The 15,930-nt window shown below is 69.2% G+C and carries 15 protein-coding genes; 10 read left to right on the top strand and 5 right to left on the bottom strand.

The features are described 5' to 3' along the window. Positions 1-30 precede the first annotated feature (30 nt). Positions 31-948, top strand: coding sequence for an alpha/beta hydrolase (locus ACXC9Q_RS20435; RefSeq protein ID WP_457058196.1), 918 nt, complete (start codon positions 31-33; stop codon positions 946-948). Between the two features lie 811 nt (positions 949-1,759). On the opposite strand, the gene ACXC9Q_RS20430 is transcribed toward ACXC9Q_RS20435, so the two are convergent. Both ACXC9Q_RS20430 and ACXC9Q_RS20425 read right to left on the bottom strand, forming a co-directional pair. Continuing rightward, complete coding sequence (locus ACXC9Q_RS20430) at positions 1,760-2,416, bottom strand: hypothetical protein (RefSeq protein WP_457058195.1); 657 nt, start codon at positions 2,414-2,416, stop codon at positions 1,760-1,762. Positions 2,417-2,436: 20 nt separating this feature from the next. Next, positions 2,437-3,417 (bottom strand): ABC transporter substrate-binding protein, encoded by a 981-nt coding sequence (locus tag ACXC9Q_RS20425; RefSeq protein ID WP_457058194.1) that lies wholly within the window; start codon positions 3,415-3,417, stop codon positions 2,437-2,439. Positions 3,418-3,490: 73 nt separating this feature from the next. On the opposite strand from ACXC9Q_RS20425, the gene ACXC9Q_RS20420 reads away from it, so the two are divergent. The 8 genes from ACXC9Q_RS20420 to egtD all read left to right on the top strand — a co-directional run bounded on the left by ACXC9Q_RS20420 (position 3,491) and on the right by egtD (position 11,569). Beyond that, on the top strand, positions 3,491-4,540 hold the full coding sequence (locus ACXC9Q_RS20420) for a FecCD family ABC transporter permease (RefSeq protein WP_457058193.1): 1,050 nt from the start codon (positions 3,491-3,493) through the stop codon (positions 4,538-4,540). Next, the gene (locus ACXC9Q_RS20415) at positions 4,537-5,565 is read left to right on the top strand and encodes a FecCD family ABC transporter permease (protein WP_457058192.1); all 1,029 of its coding nucleotides are present in this window, start codon (positions 4,537-4,539) and stop codon (positions 5,563-5,565) included. The genes ACXC9Q_RS20420 and ACXC9Q_RS20415 overlap by 4 nt, the downstream gene beginning before the upstream one ends. A 3-nt stretch (positions 5,566-5,568) precedes the next feature. Beyond that, entirely contained in the window at positions 5,569-6,342 is a 774-nt protein-coding gene (locus tag ACXC9Q_RS20410; RefSeq protein WP_457058191.1) for an ABC transporter ATP-binding protein, read from the top strand. Beyond that, positions 6,339-6,998, top strand: a complete 660-nt coding sequence (locus tag ACXC9Q_RS20405) for a (2Fe-2S)-binding protein (RefSeq protein ID WP_457058190.1) — start codon at positions 6,339-6,341, stop codon at positions 6,996-6,998. Before ACXC9Q_RS20410 ends, ACXC9Q_RS20405 begins: the two co-directional genes overlap by 4 nt. Positions 6,999-7,163: 165 nt before the next feature. Then, positions 7,164-8,390 carry a glutamate-cysteine ligase family protein gene (locus tag ACXC9Q_RS20400; RefSeq protein WP_457058189.1) on the top strand — a complete coding sequence of 409 codons (1,227 nt, stop codon included), beginning with the start codon at positions 7,164-7,166 and terminating at the stop codon, positions 8,388-8,390. 118 nt (positions 8,391-8,508) lie between these two features. Then, positions 8,509-9,846, top strand: a complete 1,338-nt coding sequence (gene egtB, locus ACXC9Q_RS20395; RefSeq protein WP_457058188.1) for an ergothioneine biosynthesis protein EgtB — start codon at positions 8,509-8,511, stop codon at positions 9,844-9,846. Beyond that, positions 9,846-10,607 (top strand): ergothioneine biosynthesis protein EgtC, encoded by a 762-nt coding sequence (gene egtC / locus ACXC9Q_RS20390; protein ID WP_457058187.1) that lies wholly within the window; start codon positions 9,846-9,848, stop codon positions 10,605-10,607. The genes egtB and egtC overlap by 1 nt, the downstream gene beginning before the upstream one ends. After that, a complete protein-coding gene (gene egtD, locus ACXC9Q_RS20385) occupies positions 10,604-11,569 on the top strand; it encodes an L-histidine N(alpha)-methyltransferase (protein ID WP_457058186.1) in 966 nt (321 codons plus the stop codon). The genes egtC and egtD overlap by 4 nt, the downstream gene beginning before the upstream one ends. Before the next feature lie 2 nt (positions 11,570-11,571). On the opposite strand, the gene ACXC9Q_RS20380 is transcribed toward egtD, so the two are convergent. Genes ACXC9Q_RS20380 through ACXC9Q_RS20370 form a run of 3 tightly spaced genes read right to left on the bottom strand, consistent with a single transcriptional unit; the run spans position 11,572 to position 14,757 of the window. After that, entirely contained in the window at positions 11,572-12,873 is a 1,302-nt protein-coding gene (locus tag ACXC9Q_RS20380; RefSeq protein ID WP_457058184.1) for an ABC transporter substrate-binding protein, read from the bottom strand. A gap of 14 nt (positions 12,874-12,887) precedes the next feature. Beyond that, entirely contained in the window at positions 12,888-13,814 is a 927-nt protein-coding gene (locus ACXC9Q_RS20375; protein ID WP_457058183.1) for a carbohydrate ABC transporter permease, read from the bottom strand. Further along, positions 13,795-14,757: a carbohydrate ABC transporter permease gene (locus ACXC9Q_RS20370; RefSeq protein ID WP_457058182.1), complete on the bottom strand. Its 963-nt coding sequence runs from the start codon at positions 14,755-14,757 to the stop codon at positions 13,795-13,797. Before ACXC9Q_RS20370 ends, ACXC9Q_RS20375 begins: the two co-directional genes overlap by 20 nt. Before the next feature lie 108 nt (positions 14,758-14,865). Between ACXC9Q_RS20370 and ACXC9Q_RS20365 the strand changes: the two genes are divergently transcribed. Continuing rightward, entirely contained in the window at positions 14,866-15,915 is a 1,050-nt protein-coding gene (locus tag ACXC9Q_RS20365; protein ID WP_457058181.1) for a LacI family DNA-binding transcriptional regulator, read from the top strand. Positions 15,916-15,930: the final 15 nt, after the last annotated feature.

The following is a 15,930-nucleotide window of genomic DNA, read 5'->3' as shown; positions in this document are numbered from 1 at the left end:
AGTTTGCGAACCGCGTGGTTCACTTCTGGTATGCGCGAGAAAGTGAGCTTCACCAGCGCCGGCGTCGAGTGCGCGGCCTGGCACTATCCAGGGTCGAACGGCGGCTGCGTGATCATGGCCGGCGGATTCGGCGTGACGAAGGAACCGGGCACGGACCGGTTCGCAGAGCGGTTCGCGGCGGCCGGGTTCGACGTACTGGCGTTCGACTACCGCAACCTCGGTGAGAGCGGCGGCCAGCCGCGCCAGGTCGCCCGGATCACCGACCAGTTGGACGACTGGCGGGCTGCGATCGCGTTCGCAGCCAAGCTTCCAGGGGTGGAACGCGTGGGCATCTGGTCGTTCTCGCTGTCCGGCGGCTACGTCCTTCAGTTGGCCGCCGAGCATCCGGACGTGACGGCCGCGATCGCGCAGTCGGCGAACGTGGACGGCCCGGCCGCGAGCCGCAACGCGTCCCGGTATCAGACACCGCTCACGGCACTGCGGCTGATCGGACGCAGCATCCTCGACACGCTCGGCGGCCTCGTCGGTCGGCCGCCGAAGCTGGTCGCCCTGGCCGGACCGCCTGGCACGGTCGCGCTGCTCAACACCCCGGACGCCCAACTCACCAACGAGGCGCTCGACCCCGACAACCGGTACGACTGGCAGCAAGCCATAGCGGCGCGCTCAGTCTTCGCAGCCGCCGTCTACCGCCCCGCCAAGTACGCGAGTCAGGTCCGCTGCCCACTGCTCTTCGTGGTCTGCGACGACGACCAATCGGCCCTCGCCGCGCCGGCCCTCGCAGCCGCCGACCAAGCCCCCACCGCCGAAGTCCTCCGCGTCCACGGCGGCCACTACGCCCCCTTCCTCGACGCTCACGAAACCGCAGTACAAGCCGAACTGTCCTTCCTCAACCGCCACCTAACCCCCCACCCCACTCCGGCCGAACCACCCCTCCACCACTCCGCATGAAGGCCACCCGCCCGCCCGCATTGGCGCCACGCCCAACTCCGTGGCCGATTCATGGGGTATCCGGCTCTGTTGTCGGTTCCGTGGGTGCTTCGCCGGCCATCGGCCGGATGGCCAGGCCATCACAACGCGGCGAGTCCGACGGCTTCCCGTGGGCGGTCGCGGCGTCTCGTTGATTGTGATGGCCTGGAGGTCCGCCACACCCCGCCCCGAGGCGGTGGCGGGTTTGGCGATGCCGGGCCGCGGACCGGACCTGCACCACTCACTAAGCAGCGCGATGCCACAGATGCCCCGCTCGGCCGCGAGCACTCGCCGGCTGACGGACCGGGTTAGTGAGTGCCCCACGTCCGCCCAGCCCGAGACCCGCGGGCCAGCCGGGCCAGGCTGGGAAGGATCTCCCACCCGATCCGGGACGAGACCCTCCCCGCCCCGGCGGCAACCGACAGAACAGGGCCAACTGCGGGGATGCAACGGAGGCGAACGAACCATTCACGGATGCGTCAGAGGAGCCGGATATCCCCTCAGCTGGAGGGTTGCCCGCTCAGATTCCGAGGGGGCAACCCTCAAACTCGGGGGTCATCCCTCCGTTCGTGTCCTCTCGTCTCGTACACCAGCGGACCCAGCATCCGCATGGAGATCCGCCGGGCGCTGTACGGCGGACGGGGGCGCGGACACCTTGTCGGGACTTGCGACAGCTCATGACATGTCCCAGGTCCCGACACGTTGTCCCAGCCCGCTGCGGCTGTCCGAAGTCCCCGGTCGCCGTACGCCGCCAGTGGTCCCCGGCTACAGGTGCGGCGCCAGCGGCCCCCGGTTACCCGTGCGGCGCCGGCGGCTCGACGGGGACGGCGGGCCATCGGGGGGCGGTCGCGGCCAGATCGGGTCGCCCGGCCGCTCGCAGTTCGTCGGCCAGTTCTTCGCGGGCTGCCTGTACGACGGCGACCGCGGCGTCGGCGGTTTCGTGGGGGCCCGACCAGTTGCAGGTTGCGTCACCGGCATACCAGTCGCCGGCGGCCGAGCGTCGTACGTGGGAGGCGGCGAGACGGGCCGCGGGGAGGTCGGCGCCGACGAGCTGGATGACGGCGTCGACCGCGACCACCTCGGCGTCGAGGTCGAGGATCGGCTGCAGCTCCACCGCATCCGTCAGCACGAACTCGTATCCGGCCGGAGCGCGCCCGCCCAGCCAAGCCAGCGCCTCCTCGGCCGTCGCCCGCAAGAGCTGCGCGTTGTCCGGATCCGCCAGCGTGTGTACGCCACAGAGCCGCGTATGCGTCGGCCGGAGTTCGTTCTGCCACAGCCGGACCTGCAACTCCTCCCGCCCGGACAACCGTCGCCCAAGAATCCGCGCCAGCCCCACCACGTCGAAGTTCAGCTCATCCGGCGTCCGCTTCCGCCCCGCCTCGAGCGGCTCACCCACCCGCGTCCCCCGCGTAGTCCACGCACCCACGTGCCACCTGGTCAGAGCCGCCATACTCCGACCCTACCGACCGGTCAGGCGGACTTGGCCGGGGCCGGTACGTCGAAGGTTTTGGCCAGGTCGGTGAGGATCGACCAGGCGCCTTGGAGGCCGACGGCGGTCATCCAGGTGAGGTCGGGGACCTCGTGGACCTTGGCGGCCAGGGGCTTCCAGAGGGGGTTGGCCTTGAACTGGGCGGCGGTCTTGGTGCTCAGGCCCTTCTCGTCGGCGTAGGTGGCGACGAAGATCGCGTCGGCGTCGGCGTCCTTGATCCGCTCGGGGCTGATCTCGAGGGCGAAGCCGTTCGCGTCCTGCGGTGCCGGGCGCTTCAGGCCGGCGTCCTTCAGCACGATGCCGGAGAAGCTGGCGTTCTGGTAGAGCCGGGTCGGCCCGTCGACGAAGCGCACGACCGAGATGGTCGGGTTCCCGGCCTTCGCGTTGATCGCGGCGCCGACGGTCTTGGCCGCGTTCTCGTACGACGAGAGTTCCTTCTCCGCCAGGTCTTCCTCGCCGAGTGCCTTCGCCTCCAGCCGGATGTTGTCCTTCCAGGTCGGCCCGGTGGTTTCGGACATGACCGTCGGCGCGATCGCGGACAGTTGGTCGTAGAGCTTCTCGTGCCGGACCTTCGCGGTGATGATCAGGTCCGGGTTCAGTTCGGCGATCTTCTCCAGGTTCGGCTCGGCCAGCGTGCCGACCGCCTGTGCCTCGGAGCCGTACGTCGCCCGGTCGTCGCCGAGGTAGTCCGGCAGCTTCCCGTTGATGCTGCGGTAGTCGGTGTACCCGACCACCGGCGTGTCCAGGATCAGCGTCGCGTCGACGAAGCTCGCGTCCAGCGCGACCACGCGCTTCGGCTTGGTCTTGATCTCGGTCTTGCCCATCGCGTGCTCGACGGTCCGCGGGAAGCCCGCCGCGGAAGCCCCGGCGGCGTCCGGCGCGTCGCCGGAGTCCGAGGAACCGCACGCGCTCAGAGCGAGCGCGGCGACAGCGAGCAGGGCGGTGAAGCGAGGCAGGCGCACGGGTGTCTCCTGGTGAGGACGGGTCGCAGGTTAAGGTGGCTCACCACCTCAAAGGTAAGGCAACCCTAACCGTATGTCCGTGTCGTCCGCACGCCCCGCCGCGCCGCCCTCCACAGTTCGTCCCAGTGCCAACGCGTCCGTACGGCGTACTGCCGCGCTGCTCGCCCTCGTCGTGATCCTGGTGCTGGTGTGCGCGGCCGGCCTCGCGCTCGGCTCCCGCTGGCTGGGGCCGGGTGCGTTGTGGCATGCCCTCACCGCCAATGACGGCTCCGATGCCGACGTGATCGTCCGCAGCCTGCGGTTCCCGCGCACGGTCGTGGCCGTGCTGATCGGCGCCTGCCTGGGCATCGCCGGGGCGTTGATGCAGGGCCACACCCGCAACGCACTGGCCGAGCCGGGCATCTTCGGCGTGAGCGCGGGCGCCGCGTTCGCTGTCGTACTCGGTCTACAGCTCGGCGTTGCCGACTCGGTCGGGGCGACGGTGTGGTTCGCGCTGGTCGGGGCACTCATCGCCACGTTCGGGGTGCAGCGGTTGGCGTCGCGGGGGAGTGGCGCGACGCCGGTCGGGCTCGCGCTGACGGGTGCGGCGGTGGCCGCGATGCTCGGCGCGCTGACGTCCGCGATCGTGCTGCTCGACGCGGACACGCTGGACAGTTATCGCTTCTGGGCGGTCGGTTCGGTGGCGGGTCGCGGGCTGGATGTCGCCGGTCAGGTGCTGCCGTTCGCTGTCGTCGGCCTGCTGCTGGCAGCGGTCAATGCCCGGGACCTGGATTTGCTTGCCTTGGGCGACGATGTGGCCGCCGGCCTGGGCCTGTCGATCCGCCGGGCCCGGTTGGTCGGGCTGGGTGCGATCGGCCTGCTCACCGCCGCCGGAGTCGCAGCCTGCGGACCGATCGGCTTCCTCGGGTTGCTCGCCGGCCACGTCGCCCGCCGGATCTTCGGCGCCCGGAACACCTGGCTGATCCCCTCCGCCGGACTGATCGGCGCGACCGCCCTGGTCCTCGCGGATCTCGTCGGGCGGCTGGTCGGGGGCGCGGGCGAGGTCCAGGCCGGCGTCGTCCTCGGCATCGTCGGCGCGCCCTTGTTCGTGCTCGTCGTACGACGCCGGGCGGTGGTCCTGTGAAGTCGCGGACCGTTGTCCTGAGCATCCTCTTCGCGGCCCTGGCGGTCGTGATCGCCCTGATCTCCTTGAGCGTCGGTACGACGAAACTCCCGATCGCCGATGTGGTCGAGGTGCTGCTCGGCGGCGGTCGCCGCGGTACGCGTCTGGTCGTCCTCGAGTTGCGACTGCCCCGGGTCGCCACCGGACTACTCGTCGGCATCGCGTTCGGTGTCTCCGGCGCCCTCCTGCAGACCTTGTCCCGCAACCCTCTCGCCAGCCCCGACATCGTCGGCGTCAACTCCGGCGCGTCCGCCGGTGCCGTCGCGGTGATCGTGCTGGCCGGCTCCGGCGGCGGGAACATCTCCGGCGCGGCCGCGAAGGTCGGCATCCCGTCGGCCGCCGTCCTCGGTGGACTGATCGCGACGCTGATCGTCGGCGCGTTGTCGGTACGGCGTGGCGTGGTCGACGCCGGTCGGGTCGTCCTGATCGGGGTCGGCGTCGCGGCCGCGGCGAACTCGCTGGTCGCCTGGATGCTGGTGATCGGCGACGTCAACGACGCGGGCCGGGCGGCCGCCTGGCTGGCCGGTTCGCTCAACGCCCGCGCTTGGAGCGATGCGATTCCGGTGCTGGTCGCCGTCGTGCTCTTGTTGCCGGTGGCAATGATGTTCAACCGGGACCTGTCCGCGCTGGTGCTGGGTGACGATGTCGCGTCCTCGCTCGGCGTCCGGGTGGCCCGGATCCGGCTCGGGTTGCTGGTCATCGCGACCGTGCTGGCCGCGATGGCGACCGCGGGCGCCGGGCCGATCGCGTTCGTCGCGCTCGTCGCGCCGCAGATCGCCCAGCGGCTGACCCGGATGGAGCGACCACCCTTGCTCACGACCGCGATGCTCGGCGCGCTGTTCGTCGTACTGGCCGATCTGCTGGCGCGAAACGGTTTGCAGTGGTTGCGGGTCGGGCCGTACGAGTTGCCCGTCGGCGTGGTCACGGCGGCGTGTGGAGCGCCGTACCTGCTTCATCTCATCGGCCGTCAGCAGAAGGGACGCTGAACCGTGCACGTCGAGAACCTGACCCTCGCGTACGGCGCTGATGCGCCGGTCGTGTCCGGATTGACGCTGGAGGTGCCGACCGGTCAGCTGACAGCCGTGGTCGGGCCGAACGGGTCCGGCAAGTCGACTCTGCTGCGTGGGATGAGCAGACTGCTGATTCCGCAGAGCGGTCAGGTGTTGCTGGACGGCAAGGACATCCACAAGCTGCCGGCGCGTGAGCTGGCCCGGCAGCTCGGTGTGCTGCCGCAGGGTCCGGTCACACCGGAGGGGATCACTGCAGCCGAGTTGGTGTCGCGGGGTCGCCATCCCCACCGCGGACTCTTCGGGCGGCTGACCGCCGAGGACGACGAAGCCATCGACCAGGCCCTCGAGGCAGTCGAGCTGACCGAACTGCGCGACCGGCCGGTCGACCAGCTGTCTGGTGGTCAGCGGCAGCGAGTGTGGATCGCCATGGTGCTGGCCCAGGGCACGCAACACCTGCTGCTGGACGAGCCCACGACGTACCTGGACCTGGCGCATGCCGTCGACGTGATGAACGTGGTCCACGCCGCGGCGACGTCAGGCCGGACCGTGGTCGCGGTGCTGCACGACCTCACTCTCGCCGCGCAGTACGCCGATCACCTGGTGGTGATGGGGAGCGGCCGGATCGCGGCCGAGGGCCGTCCGGTCGACGTACTGACCGAGGACCTCCTCCACGACGTCTTCGGGCTGCGGGCCACTGTGGTCGAGGTCGGGGGAGCGCCTGTCGTCGTACCGGATCGTAGGCTGGCAGGGTGACCCACTCCGTCAGCGCACTCGCGGACATCCTCGCCGATTCGGTGCCCTGGATGTCCGTGCGTACGGCGGACTCCGTGCCCGGACCGGAGTGGGTGTCGTGTGCGGAGCTGGTCGCGGAGCAGCAGGCCGGGGGTGATCCGACGTATGGCTGGCGCCAAGCCGCAGCGGATGACTACGCGCGGGACTACGCCATTGATCCGCCTGAGCAGGTCGCCGCGATGTTCACGCTGATGTGGTACGTCCAGGTGCCCGCACTGGTCGCGGGAGCGACGGCCGCGGCGACCGGTGTCTCACCCGAGGTGTCGCCGTCCGCTCTGGCGTTCAGGCGACACCCGACCGCGCACTACCCGTCCGAGGTCGCATTGCTGTCGACAGAGGTCGTGCCACTCGCCGCAGCCGCAGAGCAACTCAAAGCACACACCACGGCTTTCCTGGAGTCGTACGAGCCCGGTGTGAAGCTTGGCTCGCTGCAGCGCTTCGGTGCCGTCGACGACGAGGTGCGGGCCGCGATCCGGTTGCCGGACGAGGCGCCGTACGCCGAGCAGGCCGCCAAGGCGTTCAGGGTGTCACTGGAGCAGAAGCTGCGGACGTCCTGCTGCTACTTCTACGTGCTGCCGAAGGTGAACGCCTGCACCACCTGTCCGCGCTTCCGCTGAATTTCGCTCTGAGCGGAACGACCCCCGCCCGTCCGGATCCGGCCGGAAAACTGTCGGTGGCGCCGGGAAACATGGCGGGCATGAATCGTCAACTGTCCCAGGTGTCACCGACGGGTAATCCCACGTCGGTTGTCCGGCCCCGGGTCCGGGGTTAGGTTCGCTGACGTGACCTCGTCCGGTGGTTCTCCGGCGACGACTCCGATCGGCTCCCGGGCCGAGGCGGAGGGTTATGTCGCGATGGTCTGTTTCAAGCACGGTCCTCCTCGGCTGTACGGCGTCGAACTCGAGTGGACCGTGCATCACGCGGAAGATCCGCACCGGCCGCTCGACGCCGGCCGCTTACGCAAGGCCCTGGGCGTGCACGCGCCCCCGACCCTGGTCAGAGGCAGCCCGCAACTGCCGCTCGGCCGGGGCGCTCTGGTCACCGTGGAGCCCGGTGGCCAGGTAGAGATCTCCGGCCCCGCGTCGGACTCGATCCCGCAGTTGATCGATGACACCGCCGCCGACGCGGCCGAGCTCACCGCTCTCCTTCTCGATGCGGACCTCGTTCCGGGCGACCACGGCCTGGATCCCTTCCGCACACCTCGCCGCATCCTCACCGTCCCGCGCTACGCCGCGATGGAACACGCCTTCCAGCGTCGCGGCCCGCACGGCCCACGGATGATGTGCAGCACGGCCGGTCTCCAGGTCTGCCTGGATGCCGGCGAAGCGGACCAGACCGCCCAGCGCTGGCGCGCGCTGCACGATCTCGGTCCCGCGCTGGTCGCCCTGTTCGCGAACTCGCGCCGCCGGGCCGGCGCGGACACCGGCTGGGCCTCCGCCCGGACCGAGGCGACCTTCGGCACCTGCGCCCCGTTCACCGAGCCGCCACCACTCGACGGTGATCCCGCCGCCGCCTGGGCGCGGACGGCGATGGAGGCTCCGGTGCTGTGCTTCCGCCGGGGCGACAGCTGGGACGCGCCGGACGGATTGACCTTCGGCGCCTGGGCGGACGGACAGCTGCCCGGCGACAGGCCGACGTACGACGATCTGGACTATCACCTGTCCACTCTGTTCCCGCCGGTTCGCCCGCGCGGGTATCTCGAGGTGCGTTACCTCGACGCCCAGTCCGGCGACGGGTGGATCGCCCCGACCCTGCTGCTCACCGCGCTGATGTCCGACCCGGCCGTGATCGACAGTCTGCTGGCCGCGGCCGAGCCCGCCGCCGGTCGATGGTTCCCGGCCGCTCGGGAGGGGCTGGAGGACAAGTTGGTCCTGCAGGCCGCCCGCGACGTGGTCGACCTGGGCACCGAAGTGCTGACCCGCACCGGTGCGGACTCCGAACTCACCGACGCGGTCGCAACCCGGCTGCATCGCACCGTCGACGACACCCAAAGAAGGCGAGCGTCATGACTGTGCTTTTGGCCGGGCCTTCGGCGCCGGCGGGGTCATGGGGCCTTGGCTCCCGGCCTTCCCTCGTCGTTCCAGTCGCTTCGCTCCCTCCACTCCTCAGTCCAGGCCGGGAGGCCCCATGACCCACCAACTGTCCGAATTGTCTCCCGAGGGCCTGCGCGCGTTCGTGGCGGAGCAGCTCGAGCGGTCGCGGGCGCGGACGGTGCAGCTGACCGACGCGGTCGACACCGACGACCTGGTCAAACAGCACTCCAAGCTGATGTCGCCGCTGGTCTGGGACTACGCCCACGTCGGCAACCAGGAAGAGCTGTGGCTGGTCCGCGACGTCGGCGGCCGTGAGCCGCTGCGCCAGGACATCGACGAGCTGTACGACGCGTTCATGCATCCGCGGGCGGATCGGCCGGCGCTGCCGCTGCTCGGTCCGGCGGAGACGCGGTCCTATGTGACCGAGGTGCGGGACAAGGTCATGGACGTCCTGGACCACGTGAAGTTCGACGGCGGCCGCGAGCTGGTGGACAACGCCTTCGCGTTCGGGATGATCACGCAGCACGAGCAGCAACACGACGAGACGATGCTCGCGACGCACCAGCTGCGTATCGGTGCGCCGGTGCTCGACGCGCCGCCGCCCCCTCCCGGTCGCAAGCTGGCTGCCGCCGAGGTGCTGGTGCCCGGTGGCGTCTTCGAGATGGGTACGTCGATCGAGCCGTGGGCCCTGGACAACGAGCGACCGGCGCACGCTGTCCGGGTGGCGCCGTACGTGATCGACACTGCGCCGGTGAGCAACGGGGACTATCTGCGGTTCGTGGTTTCCGGTGGCTACGAGGATCCGCAGTGGTGGTCCGAGGCCGGGTGGGCGCACGTGCGGAAGGCGTCGCTGGTCACGCCGCGGTTCTGGGAGCTCGCCGACGGTGAGTGGTGGCGGCTGCGGTTCGGCCATCGGGAGCGGTTGCCGTTGGACGAGCCGGTGATGCATGTCTGCTTCTACGAGGCCGAGGCGTACGCGAAGTGGGCCGGGAAGCGGCTGCCGACCGAGGAGGAGTGGGAGTTCGCGGCCCGGTTCGACCCGTCGAGCGGCCGGACCCGGCGCTTTCCGTGGGGTGACGACAGCCCGGGCCCGCAGCACGCGAACCTGGGCCAACGGCATCTGGCGCCGGCGCCGATCGGCGCGTATCCCGCCGGTGCGTCGCCGCTGGGAGTCGAGCAGTTGATCGGCGACGTCTGGGAGTGGACGTCGAGCGACTTCACGCCGTACCCAGGGTTCCGCGCGTGGCCGTACGACGAGTACTCGCTGGTGTTCTTCGGGCCCGACTACAAGATCCTCCGCGGCGGCTCGTTCGGCACCGACGAGGTCGTTGCCCGAGGCACCTTCCGGAACTGGGACTACCCGATCCGCCGGCAGATCTTCGCCGGCTTCCGCTGTGCCCGCGATCCCCGGCCCGAGGAGCTGACCGCCTGATGTGCCGTCACCTCGCCTACCTGGGCCCGCCGGTCACGCTGGCCTCGCTGGTCCTGGAGCCGTCGCACTCCCTGTTCGAACAAAGCTGGTCGCCGCAGGACATGCGCGGCGGCGGTTCCGTCAACGCCGACGGCTTCGGCCTCGGCTGGTATCCCGAGGGCGATGCCACCGTGTCCGGCGGCCCGGTCCGGTACCGGCGGCAGGTGCCGATCTGGACCGACGAGAACCTGCCCGGCCTGGCCGGCTCGATCCGGTCCGGCGCCGTCGTCGCCGCCCTCCGGAACGGGACCGTCGGGATGCCGTACGGTCAGGCGGCGGTCGCGCCGTTCATGGCCGGGAACTGGTTGTTCAGTCACAACGGACTGATTCCCGGCTGGCCGGAGTCGACGCTGAAGCTGGCCGAGCGACTCCCGGTCGCCGACCTGCTCCGGCTCGACGCGCCGGTGGACTCGGCGCTGCTGTGGGCGCTCATCGCCAACCAACTGTTCGGAGGGATCCCGCCGGCCGATGCGGTGGCGGCCGTCGTACCCGAGGTGGAGGCGGTGGCGCCGGGATCGCGGCTGAACATCCTGCTCACCGACGGCGAGCAGTTGGTCGCGACCACCTGGACCCATTCGCTGAAAGTACGCCGGACCGCCGACTCGGTGACCGTCAGCTCGGAGCCGTTCGGTGCCGGCGACTGGGACGACATACCGGACCGCTCGCTGCTCGTGGCCACCGCCACAACGCTGCACATCACCCCGCTGGAAGGACAAGAGTGACCCTCATCGACGTACATCTGACTCCGGACTATGCGGCCCGCGCGTTGCGGGACGACGTCCGGGCGGGGTTGACCGCGGACCCGAAGTGGCTGCCGCCGAAGTGGTTCTACGACGCCCGCGGGAGTGAGCTCTTCGAGGAGATCACTCGGCTGCCGGAGTACTACCCGACCCGCGCCGAGCGCGAGATCCTGCAGGCCCGGTCCGGTGAGATCGCCGCCATCACCAAGGCGCACACGTTGGTCGAGCTCGGCTCCGGATCGTCGGAGAAAACCCGGCTGCTGCTCGACGGGTTGCGGGATCGCGGCACGCTGACGACGTTCGTACCGCTGGACGTCTCGCAGTCCGCGCTGCGGGTGGCGGCTGATGCAATCAACGCCGACTACCCAGCGCTCGACGTCCACGGCGTCGTCGGCGACTTCACCGCTCATCTCGACAAGCTCCCCGGCGACCCGCCGCGCATCGTCGCCTTCCTCGGCGGCACCATCGGCAACCTGCTCCCGGCCGAGCGCGAGACCTTCTACACCTCGATCCGCGAAGTCCTCGAACCAGGGGAGTGGCTCCTCCTGGGCACCGACCTGGTGAAGGACCCAGCCACTCTCGTCGCCGCGTACGACGACAGCGCAGGCGTCACCGCCGAGTTCAACAAGAACGTCCTGCGAGTGATCAACCGCCAACTCGGCGCGGACTTCGACGTCGACGCCTTCAGCCACGTGGCGATCTGGGACCCCGAGAACGAGTGGATCGAGATGCGGCTACGCGCCGACCGCGCGGTCAGGGTTCTCATCCCCGAGGTGCACCTGGAGATCGAGTTCGCCAAAGGCGAAGAGCTCCACACCGAGATCTCCGCCAAGTTCCACCGCCACGGCGTGGAGGCCGAACTGGACAAAGCGGGCTTCACGTCGGCCGCGTGGTGGACCGACTCCGAAGCCCGCTTCGCCTTGTCGCTCTGGCAAGCCGTCTGAGGTCAGCCGGCCGACTTGATCAGGCCGTTGATCTTGTCGATGTAGGCCGGGAGGTCGGTGATCGGCTTCTTGCCGCTCAGGATGGGCTGGTAGTTCGCCGTGGTCAGGTCACCGACCTGCTGGGCCCACTGCGTGGTGAACCGCACGCCGACCGTCTTCTCCGCGCCCAGGTCAGCCTTGACCGTGTCCACCACCGTCGCCTGCTGCGCCTTCGTCAACGCGTCGAAGTAGCTCGCCTGCGCCGGGGTGTACGCGGGCGGGGCGACCGGCGAGGCCGGCAGGACGGCGTCCCACACCTTCGTGTTCAGGTACTCGAGCACCTTGAACGTGGCGTCCTGATCCTTCGTGTACTGCGGGGTGCAGATGCCGACCGAGTCGTACAGGGTCGTCGGGGTGTCGACCTGCGGGAACGGAGCGAACCCGTACTTCACCTTCGGCTTGTCGGTCTGGAACCCGGCGGCCAGCCACTGGCCGCCGAACATCATCGGCACCTTGCCCGCGGCGAACAGCGACTGCACATTCGCGACGTCGTACCCGGGCGGGGAGACCGAGCCGCTCTTGATCGCGTCGGCCAGCTTCTGCACATCCTCGGTGTACTTGGCGTCGGCCTCGGCCTTGGTCGGGTGGTTCACGTTGTCGGTGAACGGTGCGCCCCCGGCCGAGACGGAGTACAGGCCCATCGTGAACGGGCCGTCGGCGGAGGTGAGGTTGTCGGCGACCAGGCCGTACTTCGCGCCGTTCTTGTTCGCCAGCTTCGCGGCCGCGGCGTACATCTCGTCCCAGGTCCAGCCGGCCTTCGGGACCGGCAGGCCGGCGGCGGTGAACGCGTCCGCGTTGTACCAGACGCCGTACGTGTTCATCAGCGACGGCAGGCCGCCCATCTGGCCGTCGGCGGTCTTCCAGTTCTCCATCGCGGAACCGACGAACTTGTCGGCCTTGAAGTCGCCGTCGCCGTCCTTGATCTTGCTGCTCCAGTCGACCAGCAGCCCCTGCGAGGTGTACTGCTGCTCGGTGTCGTTGCCGCACCAGAACAGGTCCGGCAGCTTCTTCGCCTGGGTCAGCGACGCGAGCTTGTCGCCGAAGTTGCCGGCCGGGGTGTCGAGCAGCTGGACGGTGATGTTGTCGTCCTTGAAGTCGGCCAGTGCCTTCTTGATCGCGGCGTTGGTCTGGGCCGACTCCCAGGTCATCACGGTCACCGTGACCGGGCCGCTGCTCGAGCCGCCGCCGGAGTCCGACCCGCTGCAGGCCGTTGCCGCCAGCAACCCGGCGCAAGCCAACGATGTGATGATGAAGGTGCGTTTCACTTCGAACTTCCCCTCTATTTCTGGGTCGTGCTGCCGAGCGCGCCGAGACCCTGGATGAAGTAGCGCTGCGCGGCGAAGAAGACGATCAGCGGCGGCAGCATGTAGAGCAGGTTCGTGGCCATGTAGAAACTCCAGTCCGGCGTCTTCCCGGCGAACGGCGAGATGAACGACGCCATCCCCACCGAGAACGGCCACTTGCCGGACGAGTAGAGGTAGACCAGCGGGTTCAGGTAGTCGTTCCAGGACGCCTGGAAGGCCAGGATCGCCATCGTCAACCAGGCCGGCCGGGTCAGCGGAAGCATCACCTGGGTGAAGATCCGGAAGTGCCCGGCGCCGTCGATCTTGGCCGCTTCGTCGATCGAGTACGGGATGGCCAGGAAGTACTGCCGGGCCAGGAAGATGAACAGCGGGTTCCCGCCCAGGAACGCCGGCACGATCAACGGCAGCCAGGTGTCGTACCAGCCGATGCTCTTGTAGAGCTGGAACAGCGGGATCAACCCGACCACACCGGGCAGCAGCATGCTCCCGACGAACAGGTAGAACCACACCTTCCGGCCCGGGAATCGCAACCGGGCCAGCGCGTAGCCGGCCATCATCGCGGTCATCACTCCGCCGAGCACGCTGAGCGCGGTGATGATGACCGAGTTCAGCAGCAGCCGTGGGAAGTGGATCGCCTTCGGCCCGTTGACGAAGTTGCTCCAGGTCCACTCGTGCGGCAGGAGCTTCGGCGGGATGTCGAACACGGCGGTCCGGCTCTTCAGTCCGATCGTGATCATCCACAGCAGCGGGACGATCATCACCGCGCAGACGAACAACGCGACCACGTACCAGGACGTCGTACCGACGAGGCGGGGCTTCTTCTTCGCCGGCGGTGCGATCGGGCTGGGAGCGGGCTGTTCGACGTCGGCCAGGACGGCGGTTTCAGTCGGGAGTGTTGTCACTGTACGTCCAGAGCGAGGAGAACTTCGCGGTCAGGGCGATCACGGCGATGATGATCACGAACAGCACCCACACCTGCGCCGACGCATAGCCCAGTTGGGGGATCTGGCCCAGGTTCGGGAAGCCGTTCTTGTAGATCGACAGCATCAGCACGTTGGTGCTGAATCCCGGCCCGCCGTTGGTCAGGATCTTCGGCTGGTTGAACGTCTGCAGCGCCGCTGTGGTCTGCAGGATCACCTGCAGCAGCATGATCGGGCTGATCATCGGCAGCGTGATCCGGAGGAACACCGACCACGGCCCGGCGCCGTCCACCCGGGCCGCCTCGTACAACTCGTTGGGCACCGACTGCAACGCGGCCAGGAAGATGATCATCGTGCCGCCGACGCCCCACAGCATCACCAGCACGACCGACGGCATCGACATCGCCGGGCTCTGCAACCACAGGCTGGTCGGCAGTCCCAACCGGTCCAGGACCGTGTTCAGCAGGCCGACCTGCGGATCCAGGATGAACTTCCACAACGTGATCGTCGCGACCGCCGGGAGTACGACGGGCAGATACGCCAGCGTCCGTACGACGCGGACGCCGGCGAACCGCTGGTTGCAGAACATCGCCAGCGCCAGCCCGAGGATCAGCGACAACGGAACGTAGAGCAGCACGAGGTACCCGGTCGCGCGCAACGCCGGCCAGAACGCCGGGTCGACCGTGAACAACCGGCGAAAGTTGCCCAGGCCAATGAACACGGGGTCGACCAGACCGTTGTACTTGGTCAGCGCGAGGTAGAACGAGCGGATCAGCGGGTACGCGACGAAGACAACGAACCCCATGATCGCCGGGGCGATGAACAGGTACGCCGCCTTCACGTCGGAACCGGCGTTCCGGCTCATCCCGCCCCGGCTCCGGCCGGCCTTCCTGCTGCCGGTCTTCAGGCGAGAGGCTCCGCTCACGCTTCCCCTCGCGCTCGGAGAAGGACTCATCCTGCCTCCTGGACGGTAACGTTTCCAACGATTTACTGTTGGGTGACGATGCCGTGTCGTGAAAAGGAAGTCAACCCCGTGTCCGAAACGTTTCCAAACAGACCAGAGGCCGCCCGGCCGACGATGATCGACGTCGCCCGGCGGGCCGGCGTCGGGCTCGGCACGGTGTCCCGGGTGGTCAACGGCGGGCACGGTGTCCGGGACGAGACCGCGCAGCGGGTCCGGACCGCGATCGAGCAGCTCGGGTTCCAGCGCAACGAGGTGGCTCGCGCGCTCCGGCCGGGCAAGAAGTCGTCGAGTCTCGCGCTGGTGCTGGGTGACCTGACCAACCCGTTCTACGCGACGATCGCGAAGGCCTCGCTCGAGGTCGCCGGGCAGTCCGGGTTCGCCGTCGTCCTGGGCAGTGTGGACGAGGATCCGGAGGGCGAGAAGCGGGCCATCCAGGAGCTGGTCAGCCGGCAGGTCGCCGGGCTGATGATCGTGCCGGACCAGGGGGATCACTCGTTCCTGGTGGGCGCCGGCGTACCGGTGGTGTTCGTGGACCGGCCGGCGACCGGGATCGACGCGGACATCGTGATGGTCGACAACGAGGGCGGCGGCCGGCTCGCCGCCGAACACCTGCTGGGGCAGGGCCACCAGCGGATCGCGATCCTGCTGGCGCCGTCGTACTACACGACCGGGCGACGGTTGCGCGGCTTCCGGCGAGCGCATCGGGCGGCCGGGATCGACGTCGACGAGTCGCTGGTCGTCCAGCTGCCCGAGGGCAACGCCGAGGCCGCCGCCAAGGCGACCCGCGAGGTGATGCTGCGGCCCGATCCGCCGACCGCGATCTTTGCCTCGACCAACTTCCTCACCGAGGGCGTGTTGCGGGCTCTGAGCCAGCTCGGCCGGGAGCCCGCGGTGGTGGGTTTCGACGACTTCCGGCTGGCCGACATGTTGCCGACGCCGGTCACCGTTGTTGCCTCCGACATCGCCGAGCTCGGCCGCAGCGCGGCGCGGCTGCTGCTGGATCGGGCGTCGGGTGCGGACACTCGACCACCGCAGCGGATCGTGTTGCCCTGCGCCTTGATCCAGCGCGGCTCCGGCGAGCGCGCACCGGATTCTGCTCCGAAGAGAACCCCTGAGTGAGCCGTCCGGGCCGTG

The organism is Kribbella sp. CWNU-51, assembly GCF_054073265.1.
This window is presented reverse-complemented; position numbering and strand designations above follow the sequence as displayed.